Here is a 22,261-nt window from a genome sequence, read left to right as displayed (position 1 = left end):
CGTGATGCTAGAAATACCGGGTGGTGAATGAGGGCGGCAGTGACGCCTCGCGGTTGAAGCGGCCGCGCAGGGATTCTTCCACCCAAATGATGGTCTTTCCGTCCGCGGCGGGCTCTATGAGGACGGCAAGAATTTCGCTGTTTGCACGGGCGGTCTTTCGCGCCGCCTCCGGTCCCAGGACGAAAAGTGCCGTGGCCCAGGCATCGGCGGTCATGGCGTCGGCGGCGACGATGGTCACCGAGGAGAGGCCACGCGCGGACCATCCGGTGCGCGGGTCCAGGATGTGACCATGGCGCTTTCCATCCGCATCCACGAACTGCTCGTAGTCGCCCGAGGTCGCTACCGCATCATCGTGCAGGACAATCTTGCCCAGCATGGCGTACACGCCGGCCGGATCGCGGATGCCGACGTTCCATCCCGGGTGCGTGGCCGCGTTGCCGATGGCCCGCATGTTTCCGGAAAGGTCCACCAGGGCATCGGTTACGCCGCCGGCGCGGAGCGCGTCGGCAACCCGGTCCGCACCGTACCCCTTGGCGATTCCTCCCAGGTCGATGCGCACGTCGTCACGCGCGAACGAGATGGTGCGCGCGGCGGCGTCGAACACCAGCTTGTCGCTGCCCACCCGCTGCAGTGCACGCTCGATCTCCGCCTGCGGGGGCACGTGCGGGGTGCCGTCGAGGAATCCCCACAGCCGGACCAGAGGTTCCACGGTGATGTCGAAGGCGCCTTCACTCTCGCGCGAGATGCGCACCGCGGTGCCGATCACATCGGCGACCTCGGGGTGAACGGTGGTCGGCGCCCGCCCCGCCTCCCGGTTGATGCGCGCAACTTCGCTCGATTGCGTCCAGTTGCTCATGAGGGAATCGATGCGGTGCAGCACGAGCAGACTCTCGAGGGCCAGGTCGGCCACCGCGGCGGAGTCGGCGGTCACCATGGTGAGCGACGCCCACGTGCCCATGGTCTGGGTCCGGAAGACCACGGGCCTCGCTTCGCCGCCGCAGGCGGGCGAAGTCACTATAATGAGGAGGATGGCGATGACCGCTGCGGGCTTCATGGTGCGGGCCAGTGTAGGGGGGCGTGGCGTACCCGTCAACCGGCACCGTTGACGCCGGGAACGGGCGCGGCGTATAGTGACCCCCGACCCCGCCATATACGATTTGTCGTGGAGGACATAATTATGAAGAAAGTATTGCTCGCCGCAGTCGCGGCCTCGTTGCTCGCCTCTTGCGGGACGCCCACCAGTTTCGTCAGCACGTGGAAGGATCCGGAAGCGAAGCCGCTTGCGTTCACGAAGATCCTGGTGGTTGCGTTCGTGCCCAATGAGGGCCAGCGCCGTTCCGCCGAGGACCAGATGGTCGCCAATATCAAGAAGGCGGAGGCTATTGCGTCGTACCGTATTCTGTCCAAGGAACGGATGAAGGACGCCGACGCTTCCAAGGCTGCCATCGAGAAGCTCAACGTGGACGGCATCATCACCATGCGCTGGCTGGGCAAGGAAGACAAGCTCGAGTACGTGCCGGGCACCTCGTACTACGGCCCCTCGTACTACCAGCCCTTCTGGGGCTACTACGGTTATGCCACACCGATGATGTACGACCCGGGCTACTACACCGAAAGCCAGATCATCACCCTGGAGACGCAGATCTTCTCCTTCCCGGATGAGAAGCTCATCTGGACCGGACACAGCCAGACGACGGATCCGACCTCGCTCAACGACCTCATCGACAGCGTCGCGCTGGCCACAAGCAAGCAGTTGATCCAGGAGGGGCTGTTGCAGTAGCCGCCTGCTGAGATTTGGTTCGGAGGTTTCGGCCCCCGGTGTGTTCACCGGGGGCCGTTTCGTTCACTTGAGGAGAACCATCTTGCGGGTCTGCGAGATGGCTGCACTCTCCAGGCGGTAAAAGTACACGCCCGAGGCGACCCGCGCACCGCGGCGATCGGTCCCGTTCCAGGCGACGCTGTGCAGGCCCGGTGTGCGCACGCCGTCGACCAGGGTGACGACCTCGGCCCCGGACACGTCGTACACCGCCAGCCGCACGCGGCCCGCGGCCGCCAGCTCGAAGCGGATGCTGGTGGTGGGGTTGAACGGGTTGGGAACGTTGGGGAGCAACTGCGTGACGGCCGGCCGGGGAGACCCGCCCGCCGCGGTCGCGCTGCCCGCGCACGCCTCGTCGGAGTAGCCGCTCCCATAGCCGAATGCGTCCACCGCGCTCACGCGGTAGCACAGCGTGTCCGACACGCCGATGGAGAGGAACGTGTCCGGCGCCGCGACAATCGCCAGCAAGTTGCCGGTTCCGGGCGTGAAACCGCTCAGCGTGTCGCAGTACACGGCGTACTGGATGACGTCGGGCTCCGGGTTGGCGTCCCAGCGCAGGGTGGCCGATTCGATGCTCACATTCCTGGGATAAACCGGCTGGTCCATGGCGAACGCGTGCGACCCATAGCGGCCCATGTCGCCGCGCGATCCATCCGGGTCGTTGAAGGCCGGGTCGGGGCGCCCGCGGTCGATACACGGCGAATTGACGGCGAGGTGGTAGTCGCCGCTGCTGGTGTCGGCGAACACGGGGTCCTGCGAGATCGTCCCTGTGCCCGGTGCGCACGCGTCGTAGTCGGCCGCGGTGGAGTTCCACACGTTGTTGCTTCCCATGTACGTTACTGGCGTCCCACTGCACGAGATCCCGATGCCGGTGGAGTTGGCAACGATGTTGTTGAACACCGGCACACTGCAGCTGGAGAGACTCAGTCCGCCCGCGGAACTCGGCGCGCCGTTGCGGTCGAAGGTATTTCCAATCACGGATCCCGATGTAGCTCCGCTCAAGCCGGCCCCGCCGATCACGGCAGACGCGCTGTTTCCAACGAACAGGTTGTGATCCAGGTTGAGCGAGGCCGCGTCGCTCAACAGCCCGCCACCAAAGGCGGCCGTATTCCATGCGATGGTGCACTGGCTGATGGTCCCGCTCGAACCGGTGGTCAACCACACGCCGCCCGCCAGCAGGGCGGTGTTGTGCGCGATGCGCGCCCCGGTGATGCTGCCGGTTGTCGCCTTGAACTGGATTGCACCGCCGCCGGATGCCGCGCTGTTGTGCTGGAACGCGCCGCCGGTGACATTAATGTTTGTACAACTCTCGGCCAGGATCGCGCCGCCGTTCTGGCCGCCCACGCTCCCGCTGATGGTGCAGTTGTCGATGGCGAGGTCGGAGCACCCGACCAGGTACAGCCCCGCGCCCTCGGGATTGGCCGAGCCGGTGACGATACCGATGTTGTCGGTGAACGTCGTGTTGGAAATGACGCCCGTGCAGGCTTCCAGATAGGCGGCGCCGCCGCGCGACGCCGTGTTGTCGTGAATATCACAGTCGTCGATGACGATCGTGGATTGATAGGCGAACAACGCGCCCCCGTATCCGATTTCTGTGGGCGTCTGCGGGGAGCTGTCACGGATCTCGCAGTTGCGCAGGGAGACATTGGAGTTGAGAACACGCACCGCCCCGGCGAAGCGCGCAGTGAAGGGCACCACGTCGAAGCGTCCCTCGCCGTTTTGCAGGATGAAGCCGTCCAGACCCCCGCCGCTGGCGTTCAGGAAGTCCACCATGCCGTTGAGGTCCAGCACCGTCCTGCCCGCCACGAGATCGCGCGTGGTGAAGGCGGGATCCCACGCGCCCTGCAGCACGACACCCTTGTTGATGACGATAGCGAAATTCGAGATGGTCATGCCGGGTACCAATACTGTGTCGCCGCTGGCGGCCGCGCCGATGGCGTCAGCGAGCACGGCGGCTGCCGTGCCCGGTGAGGTGTAGGGGAACTGGTTTCCTCCGCCGGGGGCGTAGTAGTGACGCAGCGTCGGCAGCACCTCGAAGGCGCCGGCGAGGGTTGCCACCTGTCCGTCCGGGTTTCGCACCTGAACGTCCAGCGGGCCGGCCGGCGTGGCGTTGAGCACCGACAGCCACACCGACAACGTGGTGGAATTCACCAGCACCGTCTCGTGCACGAACACGCCGGGTCCGAGGTCCGCCTGCGCACCGGCGACGAAGTTGGCGCCGGTCAGGGTAATGGTGGTTTCGCCACCCACCAGCCCGCCGCCGGGACTGACCATCGACAGGGAAGGGGCGGGAAGCGGCGCCGGAGGCGCCGGGCCGCACGGGGTCACCGCGTCCCAGCCGATCATGCCGCGCGTGTACTGACACAGCGCGTTCTCGTTGCTGCGCATCATGCAGCCGCGTGAGTCGGGATTGCAGGCCTCGCAGTTGGCGTTGGGCGTGTTCTGCAGGTCGCACACCTCGAAACAACTCGAGCAGCCGCCGACGTATTCGTCGCACGCGCCAAAGATATGCCCCGTCTCGTGTGACACCACCACGTCCCGCGTCCATCCCACGGTTCGGAACAGGCTCCAGAAGTAGGGCCCGTACACCCACGCAAAGGCGTATCCGCCGTCGGCGAACGACTGCGGGCCGCCCGGGGGGTTGTAGGCGATGAAGGCGGAGTAGGCGCGGTTGGTCTGGTAGGTGGTGCGTTGCCAGGTGTTGAACGCCGTCACGCGGCTGAAGTGACTGCCCGAGTTGAATCCGAAGTTGCCCATCACGTTGCTCGACCACGTGGACACGAACCCGGCGTTGTGCGTGGACGGTTCCACCCACTGCTGACAGCGGGGATCGAACGCCGAGTGGTAGTTCACCATGAACGTCACGTGGCAGTCCCGGTAGCCGTCCGCGCGTGCCACCCACCACAGGAGTCCGTCGACGCTGGAGTTCACGTACTTCTGCATGTCTTCCAGTGTCCAGGTGAAGAGGTCCGGGTCGGCGCCACTGCCGTCGCTCTCCACCAGGAAGACGGTCAGCGCAACTGTCCCCGTCATGGCGTCGCTGTTGCCCAGGGCTTCCTGCGGCGAGAAGCCCATGCCGGCCAGCGCGTCCTCGTCCAGGCCCGCCGCGCCGAGGTTGGCGAGCACCTCGTGCGTGTCGAGGTCGGGGCGGGTGATCCCGTCGGCAACCCGCGCGACACGCGCGGCGGGCGCCTCGCCGCCGGCTGCTGCTTCTGCACGCCGCGCCTGTTCGTGGCGCCCGCTCACGATGGCGTTGAACGCGTCCAATGCCCGGATGCTGGTCTCGTCGGAAACGCCCAGCTCGGCGGGCGCGCTCTCCGTCCAGCGGATGTCGCGTATGCCGTCCGCGCCCACCAGGGATGCGGCCGCGGTCCCATCCACCCATCCCAGGAGAATCGACGGCGGTAGCATGACGCCCACGGTGCCGCCGTGCGACTCCACCAGGGTGCGCGCCGCGTGCAAGGCCGTGATGTCCGGTGCGTCGACGACGATCAGGGTGAGGCCGTCCAGGTGGGAGGCTGCGTGTGGTGCGGCCGGCGGGACGGCGGTGGATAACGCGCAGGCGCACAACAGGGCGGTGAGCAGTCTCTTCACGGGGTCCTCCTAGACGGTACGGGATGCACGCCAGCTTGCGTAGGTCTCCCGGGACGGGTTGAAGTAGCCGTAACGCAAATGCGGGAAGCGTTCGCTCAGCCGCCGCATGAACGCGCCGATGCCGAAGCCCTCGCGGATGGTGCCCTGCGGCAGGCGCTCGCGGTACAGTTCGGGATCGATATTCAGGTTCCGCATCTGGATGAGATCGATGTCGGCGTCCGCCACGAACGCCGAGATCGCCTCCAGTTCCTCGTCGGTGTCGGTGAGGCCGGGGAACACGAGGTAGTTGATGGAACGGTAGCGGTCGTGCCGTTTCATGACGCGCAGCGTTTCGCGCACGTCGTCGAAGGTGTACTTCTTCGGCCGGTAGTACGCGGTGTAGATGTCGTCGCGCGCGCTGTTCATCGAGACGCGGATTGCGTCGAGCCCCTCACGGCACATCGCGTCCACGACGTCCGGCAGGCTGCCATTGGTGTTCACATTGATGGTGCCGTCGGGCGTGAGTTCACGAATGCGCTTGACCGCGGCGGGCAGCAGTTCCCGCCCCAGCAGCGGCTCGCCCTCGCATCCCTGGCCGAAGCTCACCACGCCCTGCGGCACGCGCGCAATGTGTCCGGCCGCCATCCGGGCGATTTCGTCCGGCGTGGGCGCACGCCGGATGCGGTCGTGGCTGGCGCGGAACTCGCCGTCGGGCTGGAGCGAAATGCAGCCGATGCACTTCGAGTTGCACGCGACACTGGTGGGAATGGGGGCCTCGTGCCTCCCGATGAAGTAGTTCTGCGCGGCGCGGCAGCCGTACTCGAGCGCGCACTTCTCCAGTTGTTGCACCACCAGGTTGTCGCCCATCTCGGAGAGGCGCGTGCGCACCTGGCGCTTGAGACGCCGCGCGTCAAAACGCCAGGGATCCTGGCGGATGTCCTCGTCGACGCGGATCCCCGTCGTCCAGAACTGGCCGTCGGCGAAGCCGACTGCCGCGTAGGCAAAGAGGGGGAGTGGCGGCGCATCCGGGAGCGTACGGTAAGCGGGGTGCAGGAACATGGTCCACGCCGGTGCGAGAAACGCGGCCACCGCGGACACGTCCTCGCCCTCGCCGGTCCACTCTGCGGTGGCACCGCTGGCGGGGTCGACGCCAATGGGGCGGCGCTCCGGCAGCAGAAACAGGTCACTGCCGCGCGGGAGCGGAATGAGTTCGTCGGCGCGGATGGACCTGGGATCGCCACCGCCCACCCCGGCCAGCAGGAGCTGGGGGTGGTCGATGATGGACCCGTCGCCGCGGGCAAAGACCATGCGCACGGGCTCGGTGGGGCGAAGCGGGAGTTCCATGCCACCACTCTAACACACCCACGGTGCACCACACCCGCGGTGCACCACACCCGCGGTTGGGGTTGGCGTTTTTGCATGGTTCGTTCTAGAATGGCCCAGCCCCATCTATCTGGGTCGTCGAGTCGCAAAATGGAGGTCAATAATAATGATGAAACGTATGCTACTGGGTTTCACCTGCGCGTTGCTCATGGCGCCGACAGCGCAGGCCCAGTATTCCGCCAGTCGGACCAGCGCCCCGGCAACGGGTCACAAGGCCGAGCTCATCCTGCTGGGCGGGTACGCCTGGACGATGTCGCAGGATGTCTACGTCGGCGTGACCGGCGGTGAGCTGGACTTCTCCGATGCCGGCTTCTACGGCGCCGCCCTCGACATCAACCTCGCCCGTCCCGGCGCCTACAAGACCGGGCAGGTACGCTTGATGTACCGGCGCTCGGACGGCGAAGTACAGTTCAAACCGTACACGTCGTTGACGGACAGGCAAAGCGTCGATGCCTCCATCGAATACTGGCAGATTGGTGGTCTCGGCGGCGTCAGGCGCGGCAACGCCATGCCCTTCACGGCCATCACCCTGGGCGGTACGCGCCTCAGCGCTGGCGGTACCGATGACTGGAAGTTCTCGATGATCTTCGGACTGGGTGTCAAGGTGTACATGTCGCCCAAGGTTGGCCTCATGATTCAGGGAAACTGGCCCATCACCTTCACCGACTCGTGGGGCGGGGTGACCGTGGGCACGGGTGGCGCGGGGGTTGCCATCGGCGGCACCGGCATCTCGCAGCTCGACGTCGGCGGCGGTCTCATCATCTGCTTCTAGCGGTTCGCGACGCGTTCGCATTCGCCGCCGCGCCCGGTTTCGGGTGCGGCGGTTTGCGTTTCAACTCTCGACCTGACATGCGGTTGCATGCTATTCTGCGCGCCATGGAAGATGCCCGCTATCCCATCGGCCGCTTCGATCCGCCCCGGCCCATTTCCTTTCAGCGCATCCAGCAGGCCGTCGACGCCATCGCGACGCTGCCGTCGGAGCTGCGTGCCGCCGTGGCAGGGCTCGACGAAGCGAAGCTGGACACCCGCTACCGCGACGGTGGCTGGACGGTGCGCCAGGTGGTACACCATCTTGCCGACAGCCACATGAACGCCTATGCGCGCATGCGCCTGGCTGTGACCGAAGACAACCCCACCATCAAACCGTACGACGAGGCGGCGTGGGCCGAACTGGCCGATGCGAAGGCTGCGCCGGTGGACCTGTCGCTCGTGCTGCTCGACTCGCTGCACGCGCGCTGGGTCATGTTTCTTCGCTCGCTCAAGGAGGCCGGTTTCCGCCGTCCCCTCTTTCATCCCGAGAGCGGCGATATGATGCTCGATGTCGTGGTCCTGCTCTACGAGTGGCACGGACGCCACCACGTGGCGCACATTAAATCGCTGCGCGCGCGCAGCGGTTGGTAAACCAAGGAGGTCAGGTATGTTCGGAATTCTGCAGGTTGGTATGCTGGCAATGGTGCTTGCGGGGCCCATGGATGCACCGGTGCTGGTGCAGGCGTCGCAACCGGACTCGGTGGCAACGACGCCGGCTCCGCCACCACTGCCAATGACGGCGCAGCCGAAACAGAAACGCGTGTTCTACGGCGGCAGCATCGGGATGACGTTCGGTAACTACACCCGCTTCAGCGTGCAGCCCCTGGTGGGCTATCAGTTCACGCCGAAGCTCTCCGGCGGCGTCAAAGGCATCTACGAGTACGTGAAGGACAAGCGCTACACGCCGGACCTGACTGCCAGTAACTACGGTGGCAGCCTGTTCAGCCGTCTGCGTTTCATTCCCAACGCTTATGCGCACGCGGAGTTCGCGTACGTCAGCTACGAGTTCCGCACGGCCTCGGGTGGTTCGGAGCGCACCGGGGTTCCGTTTCTGTACCTCGGTGGCGGGCTGGTGCAGCGCCTCTCGCCCAACGCGAGTGCCTACGTCGAAGTGCTCTTCGACGTGCTTCAGGACAGCAACAGCCCCTACGACAACTGGCAGCCGTTCGTGAGTGTCGGCGTGATGGCAGGTTTCTAGCCGGCGCAAGACAGAGGAGTCATCCGGTGAGCATGATCGGCCGCAGCATCGGGCACTACAAGATCACCGGCGCCATCGGCGCGGGCGGCATGGGCGAAGTCTATCGCGGTACCGATTCGCGGCTGGGGCGGGATGTTGCCATCAAGGTGCTGCCGCCGGTGTTCGCGCAGGATGCCGAGCGCATGGCGCGCTTCGAGCGCGAGGCGCGGCTGCTGGCCTCGCTGCAGCACGCCAACATCGCGTCGATCTACGGATTCGAGGAGTTCGACGGCACCCGCGCCATCGCCATGGAACTGGTGGAGGGCCCCACGCTGGCCGACCGCATCGCGCGCGGTGCGGTCCCCGTGGAGGAGGCGCTTCCCATCGCGAAGCAGGTGGCCGATGCGCTGGAGTACGCGCACGAGCGCGGCGTGATCCACCGCGATCTCAAACCCGCCAACATCAAGATCACCGCCGATGGCGCACCCAAGGTGCTGGACTTCGGCCTGGCCAAGGCGCTCGACGACGACCCCAACGCGTCGTCATCCGACATGACCAAGTCGCCTACGCTCACCAGCGCGGGCACCGTGGCCGGCGTGATTCTGGGCACCGCAGCGTACATGTCGCCGGAGCAGGCCAAGGGCAAGGCGGTGGACCGCCGTGCCGACATCTTTTCCTTCGGCGTGGTGTTCTTCGAAATGCTCGCGGGCAGGCAGGCGTTTCGCGGCGAGACGGTCTCCGAGACGCTGGCGTCGGTAATGAAGGACGAGCCGGACTGGAGCGCGCTGCCCTCGTCGACACCGCCGGTGGTGAGGGACCTCGTCCGGCGCTGTCTGCTCAAGGACCCGAAGCAGCGCCTGCGCGACATCGGCGAGGCGCGCATTCTGCTGGAGCGCGTGATCCGCGGCGACAGTTCGCTCTCGGGCATTCATCACGCGGCCGTCGAGGACCGCGCGGTTCCGGCCGCGAAGGCGCGCGTCTCCATCGGGCGGTTGGTCGCGGTGGCGCTGCCGCTCGCCGTCGTGGGTGCGCTGGCCGGGTGGATGCTGCACCGCCCCGAACCCGCGCCGCTGTTCGACGTCAGCCTGGCGCTCCCCGAGGGCATGCAGCTCGATCTGCAGAACGCCTCGCTGTCGCTTTCACCCGACGGACGCACCCTCGCGATCGCCGCGGCGGGGGAGGGGAAGGACCAGCAGATCTGGCTGCGCCACCTGGACGACGCCACCATGACGGCGCTCGCCGGTACCGATGACGGGACTTATCCCACCTGGTCGCCGGACGGGCGCGTGATTGCGTTCTTCGCCAACGGCAAGCTCAAGCGCATTCCGGCGCAGGGTGGCGTGGTGCAGACGCTGGCCGACGCACCGGAGGGGCGCGGCATCGGGTGGAGTCCCAACGGGACCATCGTCTATGCGCCCGGGGCGCTGGAAGGCCTGCACGCGATCTCCGCCTCGGGAGGCGCGCCGCGCGTGCTCACCCGGCTTGAGAAAAAGGGGGCCACCCACCGTCTGCCGCACTTTTTGCCCGACGGCGAACGGCTGCTGTACGTGGTGGGCTCGGTGGAGCTCGATTCCGCGGCGGTCCATGTGGTCGATGTCCGCGACGGCAAGACGCGCCGGGTGTTCGAGTGCCTGAGCGAGGCGCGCTACCTCGACCCGGGTTACATCGCCTACCTGGTGGACCGGAACCTGGTGGTGCAGGCGTTCGATCCGGCCACGCTGCAACGCTCCGGTGAGCCGGTTCCGATTGCCGAGGCGGTGCAGTTCAACCCGTACCGCTACACCGGTGCCTTCGCGCTGGTGGATCGCGGTCCCATGCTGTTCTTCTCCGGAGAGACCTTCGAGTCGTCGCGGCTGGCGTGGTTCGACCTCGATGGCAACGAGGTCGGCCGGCTGGGTGAACCCGGCGCGTTCATCGGCGCCGGCCGGATTTCTCCCGACGGCCAACGCGTGGTGGCCAGCATGCGCGGTGATCGCTTCGACTTGTGGATGTTCGATATCGACAGCGGGGTTCGCACGCGCTTCACGCTGGGACCCGAGCAGGCAGTGTTTCCCCTCTGGGCGCCGGACGGCCGCGAGGTGGCGTACGCCGACGGCTCCGCGCGCATATGGGTGCAGTCCGCGGTCGGTTCCGCCGCGCGCCGCCAGATCCTGGACATGAAGGAAGTCTCCATGCAGCTGATCGACTGGTCCCGCGACGGCCGCGACCTGCTGGTGGATGTACAGCAGACACAGATGGGAAGCGACGTGTGGACGATACCCGTCAGCGGCAGCGACGAGCCCCGCGAGCTGCTCACATCGCAGGCCACCGAGAGGGCGCAGGAGTTCTCCCCCGACGGCCGCTGGGTACTGTTCGTTTCCAACGAATCGGGGATGGATGAACTGTACGCCGCGCTCTACGCGTCACCGGATGCGCGTTTCCAGGTGTCGGATCGCGGCGCGCGCACCGGGCGGTGGATGCCCGATGGCCGCAGCGTCCTGTACGTCGGGTCGGACGGACTGGTGCGGCGTGTCGCAGTGGACGGAAGCGGGGAACGGCTGGTGCTGGGCGCAGCCGAGACCGTGTTCGGCGGCCGGACCATTGCGGGGCCCGCCGACATCGCACCCGACGGACAGCGGTTGCTGGTCTCGGTGCCGGAGGGTGGCGGCAGCACCACGCTGCGCCTGGTCACCGACTGGCGCGCGCTGGTCAGAGCGCGCACGGCGCGCTAGCCGTTCCTTGCCAGCGCGGTTCCGGCCACGAACCCGCTGGACCACGCCCACTGAAAGTTGAAGCCGCCGATGCGGCCGTCCACGTCGCAGATCTCGCCCACCAGGTAGAGCCCCGGACACACGCGTGATTCCATCGTCTCCAGGTGGAGTTCGGAGAGCGGCACACCACCCGCCGTCACTTCCGCAAAGTTGTAGCCGCGCGAACCCGTTACCGGAAGCTTCAACCCGCAGACGGTGGCCACCAGCGCGCGGCGCGTCTCGCGGCGCAGCTGGTCGCCGCGCGCCGACGGGTCCGCGCCGGCATCGTCGCACAACGCGCGCGCGAGCCGTTCCGGCAGCCGCTCGCGCAGCACGCCCGCCACTGATCGTGCGCCCGCGATCAGATCGCGTTCGAGAGTGGCCGCGGTTGTCCCGGGGAGAAAGTTGACGAACAGCGCGGCGCCACTATCCTCCGCCAGTGCGTGCAGGTAGTAACGGCTGATGTCCATCACCGATGGCCCCGAGAGTCCAAAATGGGTGAACAGGGTGGAGTCCGTAAACGCGGCCGTGCGCCCGCCCGTACCCGAGCGCAGTTCGATGGTGGCGGGGATGGTGATGCCCGCGAGTTTGAGGAGAAAATGTCCCCGCGGGAGGGTGAGGGGCACCAGGCCCGGTGTGAGCAGTGGCGTGATCGAGTGGCCGAGACGGCGCGCCAGCTCGTATCCGAAGCCGTCCGACCCGGACTTGGGAACGCTCTTGCCACCGGTCGCGATGACGACGCGCGCGGCGCGCAGCGAGCCCCACTCTCCCGATACATCGAAGGCGTCACCCGCGGGTGCGATGGCGTTCACGCGCCGCGGAAACGCAATCTCCACGCCGCGCCTGCGCGCCTCGGTGAGCAGCGCGTTGAGTACCGAGCGGGCGCTGTCGGTAACGGGGAACAGCTTGCCGGTTGTCTCGCGCTTGAGTTCCACCCCGATCCCGTCGAAGAACGCGATGGTTGCCTGCGCGTCGAAGCGCCGCAGCACCTTGCGGATGGCGTTCCTCGACGAACCGGCGAAGGCGGTTTCGTCCACCACGTCGTGGGTCACGTTGCAACGCCCGCCGCCCGCGATGAGGATCTTGGCGCCGAGCTTGCGGGCGCCGTCCAGCACCAGCACGTCGCGCGCGCCGGCGCGCGCCGCCTGGATGGCGGTCATGAGACCCGCCGCCCCCGCGCCCACGATGATCACCCCGGCCCGTTCGCGCATTCGCGCAGCATGCGGGCATCACGGTGGGGATTGCAAGTGTCCGCAAAAAGAAAAGGCCGGTCGAATCGACCGGCCTCTTCGAAAGTCTCGATGGGGTGTCAGCGATTGATGACGACCCGGGTCACCATGACGTCACCCTCGACGGCCACCCGGTAGAAGTACACGCCGTTGGCGAGCGACTTGCCGTCGTGGCCGCGGCCGCTGAAGCACACCTTCTGCCAGCCGGCCGGCATGTGGACCCGTGCGCTGCACACCATGGCGCCGGACTCGTCGGTGACCTCGATACCCAGGTTCGCCTCATGGGGCAGGCCGATCCGAACCTCGGTGGTGGCGCCGAGCAGCTCCACGCTGGCGGGCAGGGTGACGCGCGTGGGAATCGCGCGGGAGAATTCGTCCGCCTGAAGCGCGGCGTCGGTCGCGGCCGTGACGGATGCCGCCAGGCGGCTCAAATCGAGCGACGCTGCCAGGCGCGGCAGGCTCGTGGCGCGCGCGTTCTGCGCGAACAGCGGAAGGGTAAGGCAAATGGAAAGCACGACAGCCGGGGCAAGCTGGCGACGTATGCGAACTCGCAAGATGCAGTCCTCCAACAAATTACGCCGTCGGGGCTCGTCAACCGGCCACGCGTGTGGGGAGGCCGGGCTCTGAATCAACGGGGACTGTCGGGAATCTTACCAGTTCAACCCCCGTGTTCGCAATGGCTTTTTGTCACGGGGAAAGGATGCGCTCCTGCCAGCGGGCGTCTTCGAAGCGGTACTCGAAGCGCTCGTGCAGACGGTCCTCGCGCCCGTACCAGAACTCGAAGCGGTCGGGGATGAGCCTGAATCCGGACCAGTAGGGCGGGCGGGGGACGTCCTGCCCGGCGAACCGCGCCTCGGCCTCCGCCGCCCGGTCGAGCAGCACCTTGCGGGATTCGAGCGCGTCGCTCTGCTTCGAGGCCCAGGCGCCGATCTGGCTGCCGCGCGGCCGCGACGCGAAGTATGCGTCGGCCTCGGTGGCGTTCACCGGCTTCACCCGGCCGTCCACGTGGATCTGCTCCGCCAGCGGCGCCCACCAGAAGCACAACGACGCCCAGGGGAAACGGGCCAGGTGGCGGCCCTTGCGGCTCTCGAGATTGGTGTAGAAGACGAAGCCGTGCTCGTCGGCGTGCTTGAGCAGCAGGATGCGCGCGGCGGGACGGCCGTGCTCGTCCACCGTGGCCACCGTCATGGCGGTGGGTTCGACGACCCCCGCGGCGCGCGCGCGCTCGATACCTTCGTTGACGCGCTGAACCAGGTCCTGGATGTGAATCATGAATCGGCTCCGCCGGCTGGGATGGGTTCCTGCGGCGAGGATAGGGGTTGCGCGGGAACGCGCGCAAGGAACATCGCACCCGCCACGAAGAACGCGATCATCGCCAGCATCGACAGCCGCGGATTGCCGGTGGCAAGGCTCACCGTTCCCATCACGGCGGGACCCAGCACCGCGGAGAAGCGTCCGATGGTGTTGTAGTAGCCGAAGAACTGCGCGGACTGGTTCTCCGGAATCAGCCGCGAGTAGAACGAGCGGCTAAGGCTGTTGATGCCGCCCTGCACCAGGCCGATTGCCACCGCGAGTGCGTAGAATTCAACCGGGCGCGACAGCAGATAACCCCATATGCATATGCCGATGTACACCGCGATGGCGATGTAGATGCCGGTGCGCGCACCGTAACGGTCGCCGATCTTGCCGAAGAGCAGCGATGCGGGGAAGCCGACAAACTGGATCAGCAGCAGGGACAGGATGAGCGTGCCGGCGGGGAAGCCGAGCGACAGACCGTAGTCCATGCCCATGCGCACGATGGTGTGAACGCCGTCGATGTAGAACCAGTATCCCAGCAGAAACAGCAGCACCGCGCGGTGCCGGCGCAGGTGGCGCAGCGTGTCGGCCATCTCGTGCAACCCGCGCCGGGTCGCGCCGGCGACGCGCCGCTGCACCGCGCGCTCGCGCACGCCGCGGGCGAGCGGAATCGAGAAGAGAGCCCACCATACGGCCACGGTGAGAAACGACCAGCGCGCCGCATCCTCGGGACTCGCGATGCCGAAGGTTGCGGGAGAACGGTACATGAAGATGTTGAGCAGAAACAGGATGCCGCCGCCCAGGTATCCCAGCGCAAACCCGTATGCGGAAACGAAATCCGCCGTGCGGGGGGTGGAAACGTCCACCAGCAGGGCGTCGTAGAAGATCATCGACGCGGAAAAGCCGGCGGTGGCGACAATGAAGACCACCGCGGCAAGCACCCACTGTCCGGCCGGCACGGCGAACAGCGCCGCGGTACCCGCGACGCCCACCCCCGCGGCGATCAGCAGGAACCGTTTGCGCGACTCGCCCGCGTCGGCGACCGCACCCAGCGCGGGTGCGGCCAGCGCCACCACCAGGCCGGCGACCGAACTGGCGAAGCCCAGCCGGGCCGACGACGCGGATACGTCCGCGCCGGCACACCAGTACTGCTTGAACATCACCGGAAAGAAGCCCGCCATGACGGTGGTTGAGAACGCGGAGTTGGCCCAGTCGTACAGGGCCCACGCAAACGCGGGGCGATCGATGCGGCGGGGATGGATCATGCTGCGGCCATTCTTCCAAAAAGGGCGTTGGTTCGGACGCGTTACTCCGATAGACTAGGACAGGCCGTTCGATTTCGACAAGGGAAAGGAGTTTGACTCACATGGCCAGCATCGATCCGCGGCGGTTCGACAGTGTTATGAAGGAGAACCGCCGGTTCAAACCATCGGCCAAGTTTCGTGCCCAGGCGCACATCAAATCTGAAGCTGAATACAAACGACTATACAGGGAGAGTATCAAGAACCCCGCAAAGTTCTGGGGCCGCGTTGCTCAGGACCTGCACTGGTTCAAGAAGTGGACCCGCGTACTCGACGACCGCAAGGCGCCGTTCTTCAAGTGGTACGTGGGTGGCAAGACCAACATATCCTACAACTGTCTCGACCGTCACCTCGACACTCCAGCGCGGCACAAGGCCGCCATCGTGTGGGAGGGGGAGCCCGGCGATCGACGCGTGCTCACCTACGCGGAACTCGCGCGTGACGTGAACAAGTTTGCCAATGCCCTCAAGGAGCTGGGCATCAAGAAGGGCGACCGCGTCGCCGTCTACCTGCCCATGACGCCGGAACTGGTGGTGTCATTGCTGGCGTGCGCGCGCATCGGCGCGGTGCATTCGGTGATCTTCGCCGGATTCTCCGCGGAGTCGATCCGCGACCGCGTGCAGGACTGCCAGGCCAACCTGGTGATCACTGGCGACGGTGGCTGGCGCCGCGGCAAGGCGCTGCTGCTCAAGGACATCGTCGACGAAGCGGTGGAGGACTGCCCCAGCGTCAAGCATGTCATCGTCGTGCGCCGCGGCGAGGCCGACGCATTTCCATGCCGCATGAAGGACGGCCGCGACGTCTGGTACCACGAAATCGTGAAGGACGCGTCGGCGGATTGTCCGCCGGCAAAGATGGACAGCGAAGACATGCTGTTCCTGCTCTACACCAGCGGCACTACCGGCAAGCCCAAGGGCATCATCCATACCACCGGTGGCTACATGGTCTACACCTACCTCACCACGAAGTACGTGTTCGACCTGAAACCGGAGGACATGTTCTGGTGCACGGCCGACATCGGGTGGGTCACCGGGCACAGCTACATCGTTTACGGTCCGCTGCAGAACGGCGTCACCTGTCTGCTCTACGAGGGCGCGCCGGACTGGCCGGACCGGGGCCGCTTCTGGGACATGGTGGAGCGCTATGGCGTGACCGTGTTCTACACCGCGCCCACAGCGATCCGCGCTTTCATGAAATGGGGTGACGAGTGGCCGGCGAAGCACGATCTCTCCTCGCTGCGTTTGCTGGGTACGGTGGGTGAGCCCATCAACCCGGAGGCGTGGATGTGGTACCAGAAGGCGATCGGCGGCAAGCGCTGTCCCATCGTGGATACGTGGTGGCAGACCGAAACCGGTGGCATCATGATCACGCCGCTGCCGGGCATTACCGCCACCATGCCGGGAAGCGCCACCCAGCCCTTCTTCGGCATTGACCCGGTCGTCAACAGCGACGACGGCAAGGCGGCGGAGGTCGGCTACCTCGGCATCCGCAAGCCGTGGCCGGGCATGCTGCGTGGTATCTACGGCGATCCCAAACGCTACCAGGACACCTACTGGGCCAAGTGGCCGGGAACGTACTTTGCGGGCGACGGCGCGCGCAAGGACAAGCATGGCAACTTCTGGATCGTGGGGCGCATCGATGACGTGGTCAACGTGGCCGGTCACCGCATCGGCACCGCGGAGCTGGAGAGCGCGTTCGTGGAGCACAGCAGCGTGGCCGAGTCCGCCGTCATCGGCGTGGCGCACGAACTCAAGGGCCAGGCGCTGGTGGCCTTCGTGAGCCTGCGGGACGGTGTCACCGGCAACGATGGACTGGACAAGGAGCTGAAGGACTGGGTGGCGAAGAAGATCGGCAAGTTTGCCATTCCCGAGCGCATCGTGTTCTCGGCGGATCTTCCCAAGACCCGGTCCGGAAAGATCATGCGTCGGCTGTTGCGCGACGTGGCGGAGGGCCGTGCCCTCGGCAACGTGACCACGCTGGCCGACGCGAGTGTGGTCGAGAACCTCAAAGCGCGTTACGACGAAGACTAGCGTGCCTTGAGGACCGGTTTTCACATCGACGAAGTCTACCTCCGGCACATCACGCCGGAAGGTCATCCCGAGCGCGTCGCGCGCATGGAGCAACTGCTCCGGCTGGCGGCGCGCTCGGACCGTCTCGGCGTGAGCGTGCTTCCCGCAACGCGCCGCGCCACCCACGACGAACTCGCGCGCGTGCACGATCCCTTCTACGTGAACATCCTGGAGGGCGCCGCCGGGCGTTCGCTGATGCTCGACCCCGACACCTTCATGTCGCCGGATTCCTACGACGTGGCCTGCCGGGCGGCGGGCGGTGTGCTGGACCTCGTCGACCGCGTGATGGCGGGCGATCTCGACAACGGTTTCGCGGCCGTGCGCCCGCCGGGTCACCACGCGGAGTCCGACCACGCCATGGGCTTCTGCCTGTTCAACAACATCGCGGTGGCGGCGGCGCACGCCATGGAGAAGCACGGGCTCGAGCGCGTCCTGGTGCTGGACTGGGATGTGCACCACTGCAACGGGACCCAGCAGATGTTCTGGGACGAGTCGCGCGTGCTGCTGGTGTCGCTGCACCAGTTTCCGTTCTATCCAGGTACCGGCGCCGCGGAGGAGACCGGCGGCAGGGACGCGGCGGGGCACACGGTGAACATCCCCATGAGCGGTGGCTGGGGGGACGACGAATACGCCGCAGCATTTCATCACGTCGTGCGTCCGGTGGCGGAGGCGTTCGCGCCCCAACTGGTGCTGGTGTCGGCGGGGTTCGACGCGCACGCGGACGATCCTCTGGGCGGCATGCGCGTGAGCGACGCGGGTTTCGATGCCATGGCGGGCGCGGTGCTCGACATCGCCGCGCGCTTCGCCGGTGGCCGCTGCGTGGCGGTGCTGGAGGGCGGTTACGACCTGGCCGCGCTGGAGCGTTGCACGGAGATCGTGCTCAAACGAATGCAGTCGCCGCGGGCCGCCGTGGCGGTGCACAATGGTGCGGCGGGGAGGTTCGCCCCCACTCTGGCCGCGATCCGAGCGGCCCAGGCCGGCCACTGGAACCTGTGACAGCGAGGAGACGCCACCATGCATCCCTGGTTTTTGATTGGTGCCATGCTGATGTCCACGACCGCGGGGGACCCCGCCATGCCACCGCCAGTCGCTTCGCTGGTGGAAGCTGAACGCGCCTTCGCGAAGATGGCGGAGACGGTGTCGGTGCGCGACGCGTTTCTCGCCAACCTCGCCGACGGGGCGTTGCTGTTCAACCCCGGGCCGGTGGATGGACGCGCCCTGTACGAAGGGCGCGCGCCGTCCGCGGTTCTGCTCGCGTGGCAGCCGGTCTACGCGGAGATCGCTGCGTCTGCAGACTTCGGTTTCACCACCGGGCCGTGGTCGTTCAGCCCCGACCGGGAGTCGGATCCGGTGGCCTTCGGACACTTCGTGTCGGTGTGGAAGAAGCCGGCCGGCGGGAGCTGGAAGGTGGCCGTCGACATCGGCATCGGTCACGAGCGCATGCCGGCGACTCCCGCGCTGACGTTTCGCACCTCCGACGATCCCGACCCGTGGCCGCGCGACGCGGCGGGCATGGCGGAGAAGCGTGCCGGCCTGCTGGCGGCGGACGCCGCGTTCGCGGAGGCGTTTGCGCGTGGTGCGGCCGGCGCCTTCGGCGCCTGGGGGGCCCCGGATGTGCGGCGCTACCGGGACGGCGCGGCGCCGGTTCTGGGCAGGGCGGCGGTCATGGCGGCGGCGGGGGCGGGTGGTGGCGGCGTGATGCGCGCGACCGACGCCGACGTTGCTCCCTCCGGCGATCTCGGTTACACCGCCGGGTACCGCGGTGCACCGGTTGCGGCGTACTACGTGCGCATCTGGCGCCTGGAGGAGAACCGCGTCTGGAAGGTCGTGCTGGACATCGAGAGTGCCGTGCCCGAGGGCGACTGATCAGGACAGCGCCGCGATCGATTCCAGGATGAGGTCGGGTATCACGCCCGAGGCGGCGAAGGTTTCGTCGCGGTACTTGCCGGTCTTCACCAGCACGCCTCGAATGCCGGCGCGCTGTGCGCCCGCCACGTCCATGTCGGCGTCGTCTCCCACCATCACCACGTCGCGCGCCTCCATGCCGATGCTCTCCAGCGCGGTGCGAAACATCTCCGCCGATGGCTTGCCGATTACCGTCGCCGTCTGGCCGGTGGTGTATTCCAGCCCCGCGATGAACGCGCCGATGTCCATGCGCAGCCCGTCCGCCACCTGCCAGTAGCGTCCCTTGTGCATGGCGATCATGCGCGCACCGTTCATGATGGTGCGGAAGAGATCCTGCATGAGGTCCCAGTTCCACGCCTCGCCCACGTCGCCGATGACCACCGCCTCGGGGCGCGCGGATTCGGTGAAGCCGTCGAACGCGCCGCGCACCGCGTCCGCCACCACCAGCCGCACCGAGGATATCCCCTGGGCGCGCAGGTAGCGTGCGGTCGCGGCCGGCGTGGTGACGAACTCGTCCGCCGGAACGTCGAGGCCCATGGCGCGCATCTTCGCCGAGAGTTGTGCGGGAGTGCGGGTGGTGGTGTTGGTGACGAAGCGCATCGGCAGGCCGCGTGAGCGCAGGCGTGCCAGTGCTTCTGCGGCGCCGGGAACCGCCGTGTTTCCCACTAACCACACGCCATCCATGTCGGTCAGAAGGCCGCGAATGCTCTTGAGGTCGTTCGGTTTCATCCGTCTCCCGTGTTGGTGATGAGCCGCGCGCCGCGTTTGCGGGTGACGTAGCCGAACGCCCACTGCATCAGCACCATTACTTTGTTGTCGAATTCGATGAGATACATGATGTGTACGAATACCCACACCAGCCACGCGGGGAATCCCGTGAATCGCACCCGCCCGAAGTCAGCCACCGCGCGGTTGCGCCCGATCACTGCCAGTTGTCCCTTGTTGCGGTAGCGGAAGGGACGCCCTGCGGGAATTCGTCCCAGGATGTGCTTCGCCACGAACTCGCCCTGCTGCATCGCCACCGGGGCCAGGCCGGGGAGCGGATTCCCGTCGGGGCCCGAAGCGTGCGCGAGGTCGCCGATGACGTACACGCGGGGGTGTCCGGCAATGGTGAGGTCGCCGCCCACCATGATGCGTCCCTGCCTGTCCCGTGCGGCGGCGAAACGTCCCGCCACCATGTCGCCGAAGGGCGCCACCTTCACCCCCGCCGCCCACAGCGGCGTGGCGGTGGGGATGGTGCCCGCGGCGTCCCCGTGTTTGGTGGCCACGGCATCGTCTCCCACCGCGGTCACCGTGACGCCGGTGCGCACCTCCACGCGCAGGGCCTGGAGCGCGCGCGCGGCGTAACGCGACAGGGGCTCGGGAAACGCGGGGAGGATGCGCGGGCCCGCCTCGACCAGGATCACGCGTGTGTCGTGCGGATCGAAGGAGCGGAAGTCACGCACCATGGTCTTGTGCGCCAGCTCCGCGATGGCGCCGGCCAGTTCGACACCGGTGGGACCGCCGCCCACCACCACAAAGGTGAGCAGCGCCTGGCGCCGCGCCGCGTCCGGCTCCAGTTCCGCGCGCTCGAAGGCGACCAGCACGCGCTGGCGGATATCGAGCGCGTCCTCCACGCTCTTCAGGCCGGCGGCGCGCACCGCCCAGTCGTCGTGACCGAAGTACGAGGTGCGCGATCCGGTGGAGACGATGAGGGCGTCGTAGTGTTGCGCCGGGGCATCGGCGAACACGACCTCACGCGCCCCGGGGCGGATGTCGATCGCGTCGGCCTGGATCACGCGTGCGCTGGGATAGCGGTTGAGGACCGCGCGGATGGGGTAGGTGACGTCACCGGGCGAGAGCCCGCCGGTCGCGACCTGGTAGAGGAGCGGCTGGAAGAGGTGGAAGTTGCGCCGGTCGGCGACCGTCACGCGTACGCCGGCCGCGCCCAGGGTTCGCGCCGCGTAGAGCCCACCGAAGCCGCCGCCCAGTACGAGCACATGCGGGTCCGCTGCGGGCGCAGGCATCTAGCCGATGCCCTCCGACCAGCCCGCGTCGGCGTCCAGCGGCAGCCGCCGCACCGCCCGCGACCACACGTCCAGCATCAGCGCGCCGAGCAGGATGAAGAGGGCCAGCAGGTACATCCAGGTGAGGAAGAGCGCGCCGCCGGCCAGCGCACCGTACACGGCGTGCCGCCGGGAGATGTAGATGGTCACGGTGGCGCCCAGCTTCTGCAGCAGCGCCCAGCCCGCCGCCACCAGCACCGCCACGATCACCGCGCGCAGCAACTGCGGCCGCCGCGCCGGAATCGAGAGGTAGAGGATCAGCAGAAACACCGTGAAGGAGCCGGTCGAGAACGCACGCCGCGGGACGTGGATGAGCGACGTCAGTTCCTGCAGGCCGGGGGCGGCCAGCAGCAGTTGGAACGCGTAGTCGCCGACCGCCGCCACGGAGAAAAACAGCATGGCCCCCATCACGTAGGCCAGGGTGAGCAGGCGGCGATGCGGAAGCCGACCTTGCGCCGCGAGCCCATCGCACCGTTGATGCTCCACTCCAGCGACTCGAACAGACCCGCCGCCACGAAGAACAGCGACACCAGGCCCAGCACGCCGAAGCCCTCCCAGCTCTGCACCAGCGAGGTGATGTTCCCCAGCACCGCCTCGCCCGCGCCGGGCGGCAGCAGGCCGAGCAGGGTGTCGTAGAGATTGCTCTCGGTGATGGGCTGGTTCTGGAAGAAGAAACCGGCGGCCGCGGTGGTGATGAACAGGAACGGGATCAGGCCGAGCAGCAGATGGAAAGCGAGCCCGGCGGCCATGAGCGGAACGAGCCGCTGGCCGAACAGAACCCGGATCTCGTGGATGACCCGGCCGGTGGTGATGAGTACCTGGAGCAGCGTGATACCTCGGGGGTGCCGAACCGGTTCAAGAGTATCGCGCAAGCGGCGCGGTAGCAACGAGAAGTTCGGCGCGCAACGAAAACGCCCCACCGGCGGTC

At 67.1% G+C, this 22,261-nt stretch carries 19 protein-coding genes; 8 read left to right on the top strand and 11 right to left on the bottom strand.

What is annotated here, in order from left to right:
• Positions 1–7 precede the first annotated feature (7 nt).
• Entirely contained in the window at positions 8–1,054 is a 1,047-nt protein-coding gene (locus OEX18_08090) for an FAD:protein FMN transferase (GenBank protein MDH4337224.1), read from the bottom strand.
• Positions 1,055–1,177: 123 nt separating this feature from the next.
• Here OEX18_08090 and OEX18_08085 point away from each other — a divergent pair, with 123 nt between their 5' ends.
• Positions 1,178–1,780, top strand: a complete 603-nt coding sequence (locus tag OEX18_08085) for a hypothetical protein (protein ID MDH4337223.1) — start codon at positions 1,178–1,180, stop codon at positions 1,778–1,780.
• A 63-nt stretch (positions 1,781–1,843) separates the two neighbouring features.
• On the opposite strand, the gene OEX18_08080 is transcribed toward OEX18_08085, so the two are convergent.
• Positions 1,844–5,410 (bottom strand): T9SS type A sorting domain-containing protein, encoded by a 3,567-nt coding sequence (locus tag OEX18_08080; GenBank protein MDH4337222.1) that lies wholly within the window; start codon positions 5,408–5,410, stop codon positions 1,844–1,846.
• 9 nt (positions 5,411–5,419) lie between these two features.
• Positions 5,420–6,733, bottom strand: coding sequence for a radical SAM protein (locus OEX18_08075; protein MDH4337221.1), 1,314 nt, complete (start codon positions 6,731–6,733; stop codon positions 5,420–5,422).
• A 148-nt stretch (positions 6,734–6,881) separates the two neighbouring features.
• On the opposite strand from OEX18_08075, the gene OEX18_08070 reads away from it, so the two are divergent.
• The 4 genes from OEX18_08070 (at position 6,882) to OEX18_08055 (ending at position 11,470) form a co-directional block, all read left to right on the top strand.
• Positions 6,882–7,544 carry a hypothetical protein gene (locus OEX18_08070; GenBank protein ID MDH4337220.1) on the top strand — a complete coding sequence of 221 codons (663 nt, stop codon included), beginning with the start codon at positions 6,882–6,884 and terminating at the stop codon, positions 7,542–7,544.
• A 104-nt stretch (positions 7,545–7,648) separates the two neighbouring features.
• A complete protein-coding gene (locus OEX18_08065) occupies positions 7,649–8,173 on the top strand; it encodes a putative metal-dependent hydrolase (GenBank protein MDH4337219.1) in 525 nt (174 codons plus the stop codon).
• A gap of 16 nt (positions 8,174–8,189) precedes the next feature.
• A complete protein-coding gene (locus OEX18_08060; GenBank protein MDH4337218.1) occupies positions 8,190–8,780 on the top strand; it encodes a hypothetical protein in 591 nt (196 codons plus the stop codon).
• Positions 8,781–8,812: 32 nt separating this feature from the next.
• Positions 8,813–11,470, top strand: coding sequence for a protein kinase (locus OEX18_08055; protein ID MDH4337217.1), 2,658 nt, complete (start codon positions 8,813–8,815; stop codon positions 11,468–11,470).
• On the opposite strand, the gene OEX18_08050 is transcribed toward OEX18_08055, so the two are convergent.
• The 4 genes from OEX18_08050 to OEX18_08035 all read right to left on the bottom strand — a co-directional run bounded on the left by OEX18_08050 (position 11,467) and on the right by OEX18_08035 (position 15,278).
• Positions 11,467–12,699, bottom strand: a complete 1,233-nt coding sequence (locus tag OEX18_08050; GenBank protein MDH4337216.1) for an NAD(P)/FAD-dependent oxidoreductase — start codon at positions 12,697–12,699, stop codon at positions 11,467–11,469. The genes OEX18_08055 and OEX18_08050 overlap by 4 nt on opposite strands.
• Positions 12,700–12,797: 98 nt before the next feature.
• Complete coding sequence (locus OEX18_08045) at positions 12,798–13,271, bottom strand: T9SS type A sorting domain-containing protein (GenBank protein ID MDH4337215.1); 474 nt, start codon at positions 13,269–13,271, stop codon at positions 12,798–12,800.
• 133 nt (positions 13,272–13,404) lie between these two features.
• A complete protein-coding gene (pdxH, locus tag OEX18_08040; protein MDH4337214.1) occupies positions 13,405–13,989 on the bottom strand; it encodes a pyridoxamine 5'-phosphate oxidase in 585 nt (194 codons plus the stop codon).
• Positions 13,986–15,278 carry an MFS transporter gene (locus tag OEX18_08035; protein ID MDH4337213.1) on the bottom strand — a complete coding sequence of 431 codons (1,293 nt, stop codon included), beginning with the start codon at positions 15,276–15,278 and terminating at the stop codon, positions 13,986–13,988. The genes pdxH and OEX18_08035 overlap by 4 nt, the downstream gene beginning before the upstream one ends.
• Before the next feature lie 101 nt (positions 15,279–15,379).
• On the opposite strand from OEX18_08035, the gene acs reads away from it, so the two are divergent.
• The 3 genes from acs to OEX18_08020 are packed head-to-tail and all read left to right on the top strand — an operon-like array spanning position 15,380 to position 19,249.
• Positions 15,380–17,344 (top strand): acetate--CoA ligase, encoded by a 1,965-nt coding sequence (gene acs / locus OEX18_08030; protein MDH4337212.1) that lies wholly within the window; start codon positions 15,380–15,382, stop codon positions 17,342–17,344.
• A 6-nt stretch (positions 17,345–17,350) separates the two neighbouring features.
• The gene (locus OEX18_08025) at positions 17,351–18,379 is read left to right on the top strand and encodes a histone deacetylase (protein ID MDH4337211.1); all 1,029 of its coding nucleotides are present in this window, start codon (positions 17,351–17,353) and stop codon (positions 18,377–18,379) included.
• Between the two features lie 18 nt (positions 18,380–18,397).
• Positions 18,398–19,249, top strand: coding sequence for a nuclear transport factor 2 family protein (locus tag OEX18_08020; protein MDH4337210.1), 852 nt, complete (start codon positions 18,398–18,400; stop codon positions 19,247–19,249).
• Here the strand turns inward: OEX18_08020 and OEX18_08015 are convergent, their stop codons facing one another.
• The 4 genes from OEX18_08015 to OEX18_08000 are packed head-to-tail and all read right to left on the bottom strand — an operon-like array spanning position 19,250 to position 22,205.
• Complete coding sequence (locus tag OEX18_08015) at positions 19,250–20,017, bottom strand: TIGR01458 family HAD-type hydrolase (protein MDH4337209.1); 768 nt, start codon at positions 20,015–20,017, stop codon at positions 19,250–19,252. It lies immediately after the preceding gene.
• On the bottom strand, positions 20,014–21,294 hold the full coding sequence (locus OEX18_08010; protein ID MDH4337208.1) for an NAD(P)/FAD-dependent oxidoreductase: 1,281 nt from the start codon (positions 21,292–21,294) through the stop codon (positions 20,014–20,016). The genes OEX18_08015 and OEX18_08010 overlap by 4 nt, the downstream gene beginning before the upstream one ends.
• Positions 21,295–21,732 (bottom strand): YihY/virulence factor BrkB family protein, encoded by a 438-nt coding sequence (locus OEX18_08005; GenBank protein MDH4337207.1) that lies wholly within the window; start codon positions 21,730–21,732, stop codon positions 21,295–21,297.
• A gap of 8 nt (positions 21,733–21,740) precedes the next feature.
• Positions 21,741–22,205 carry a YihY/virulence factor BrkB family protein gene (locus OEX18_08000; protein MDH4337206.1) on the bottom strand — a complete coding sequence of 155 codons (465 nt, stop codon included), beginning with the start codon at positions 22,203–22,205 and terminating at the stop codon, positions 21,741–21,743.
• Between the last annotated feature and the right edge of the window lie 56 nt (positions 22,206–22,261).

It is taken from the genome of Candidatus Krumholzibacteriia bacterium (assembly GCA_029865265.1).
In the GTDB taxonomy this organism is placed as follows: Bacteria; Krumholzibacteriota; Krumholzibacteriia; order WVZY01; family JAKEHA01; genus JAKEHA01.
The sequence above is the reverse complement of the archived record's forward strand: the minus strand, read 5'-3'. Positions and strand labels throughout refer to the sequence as shown.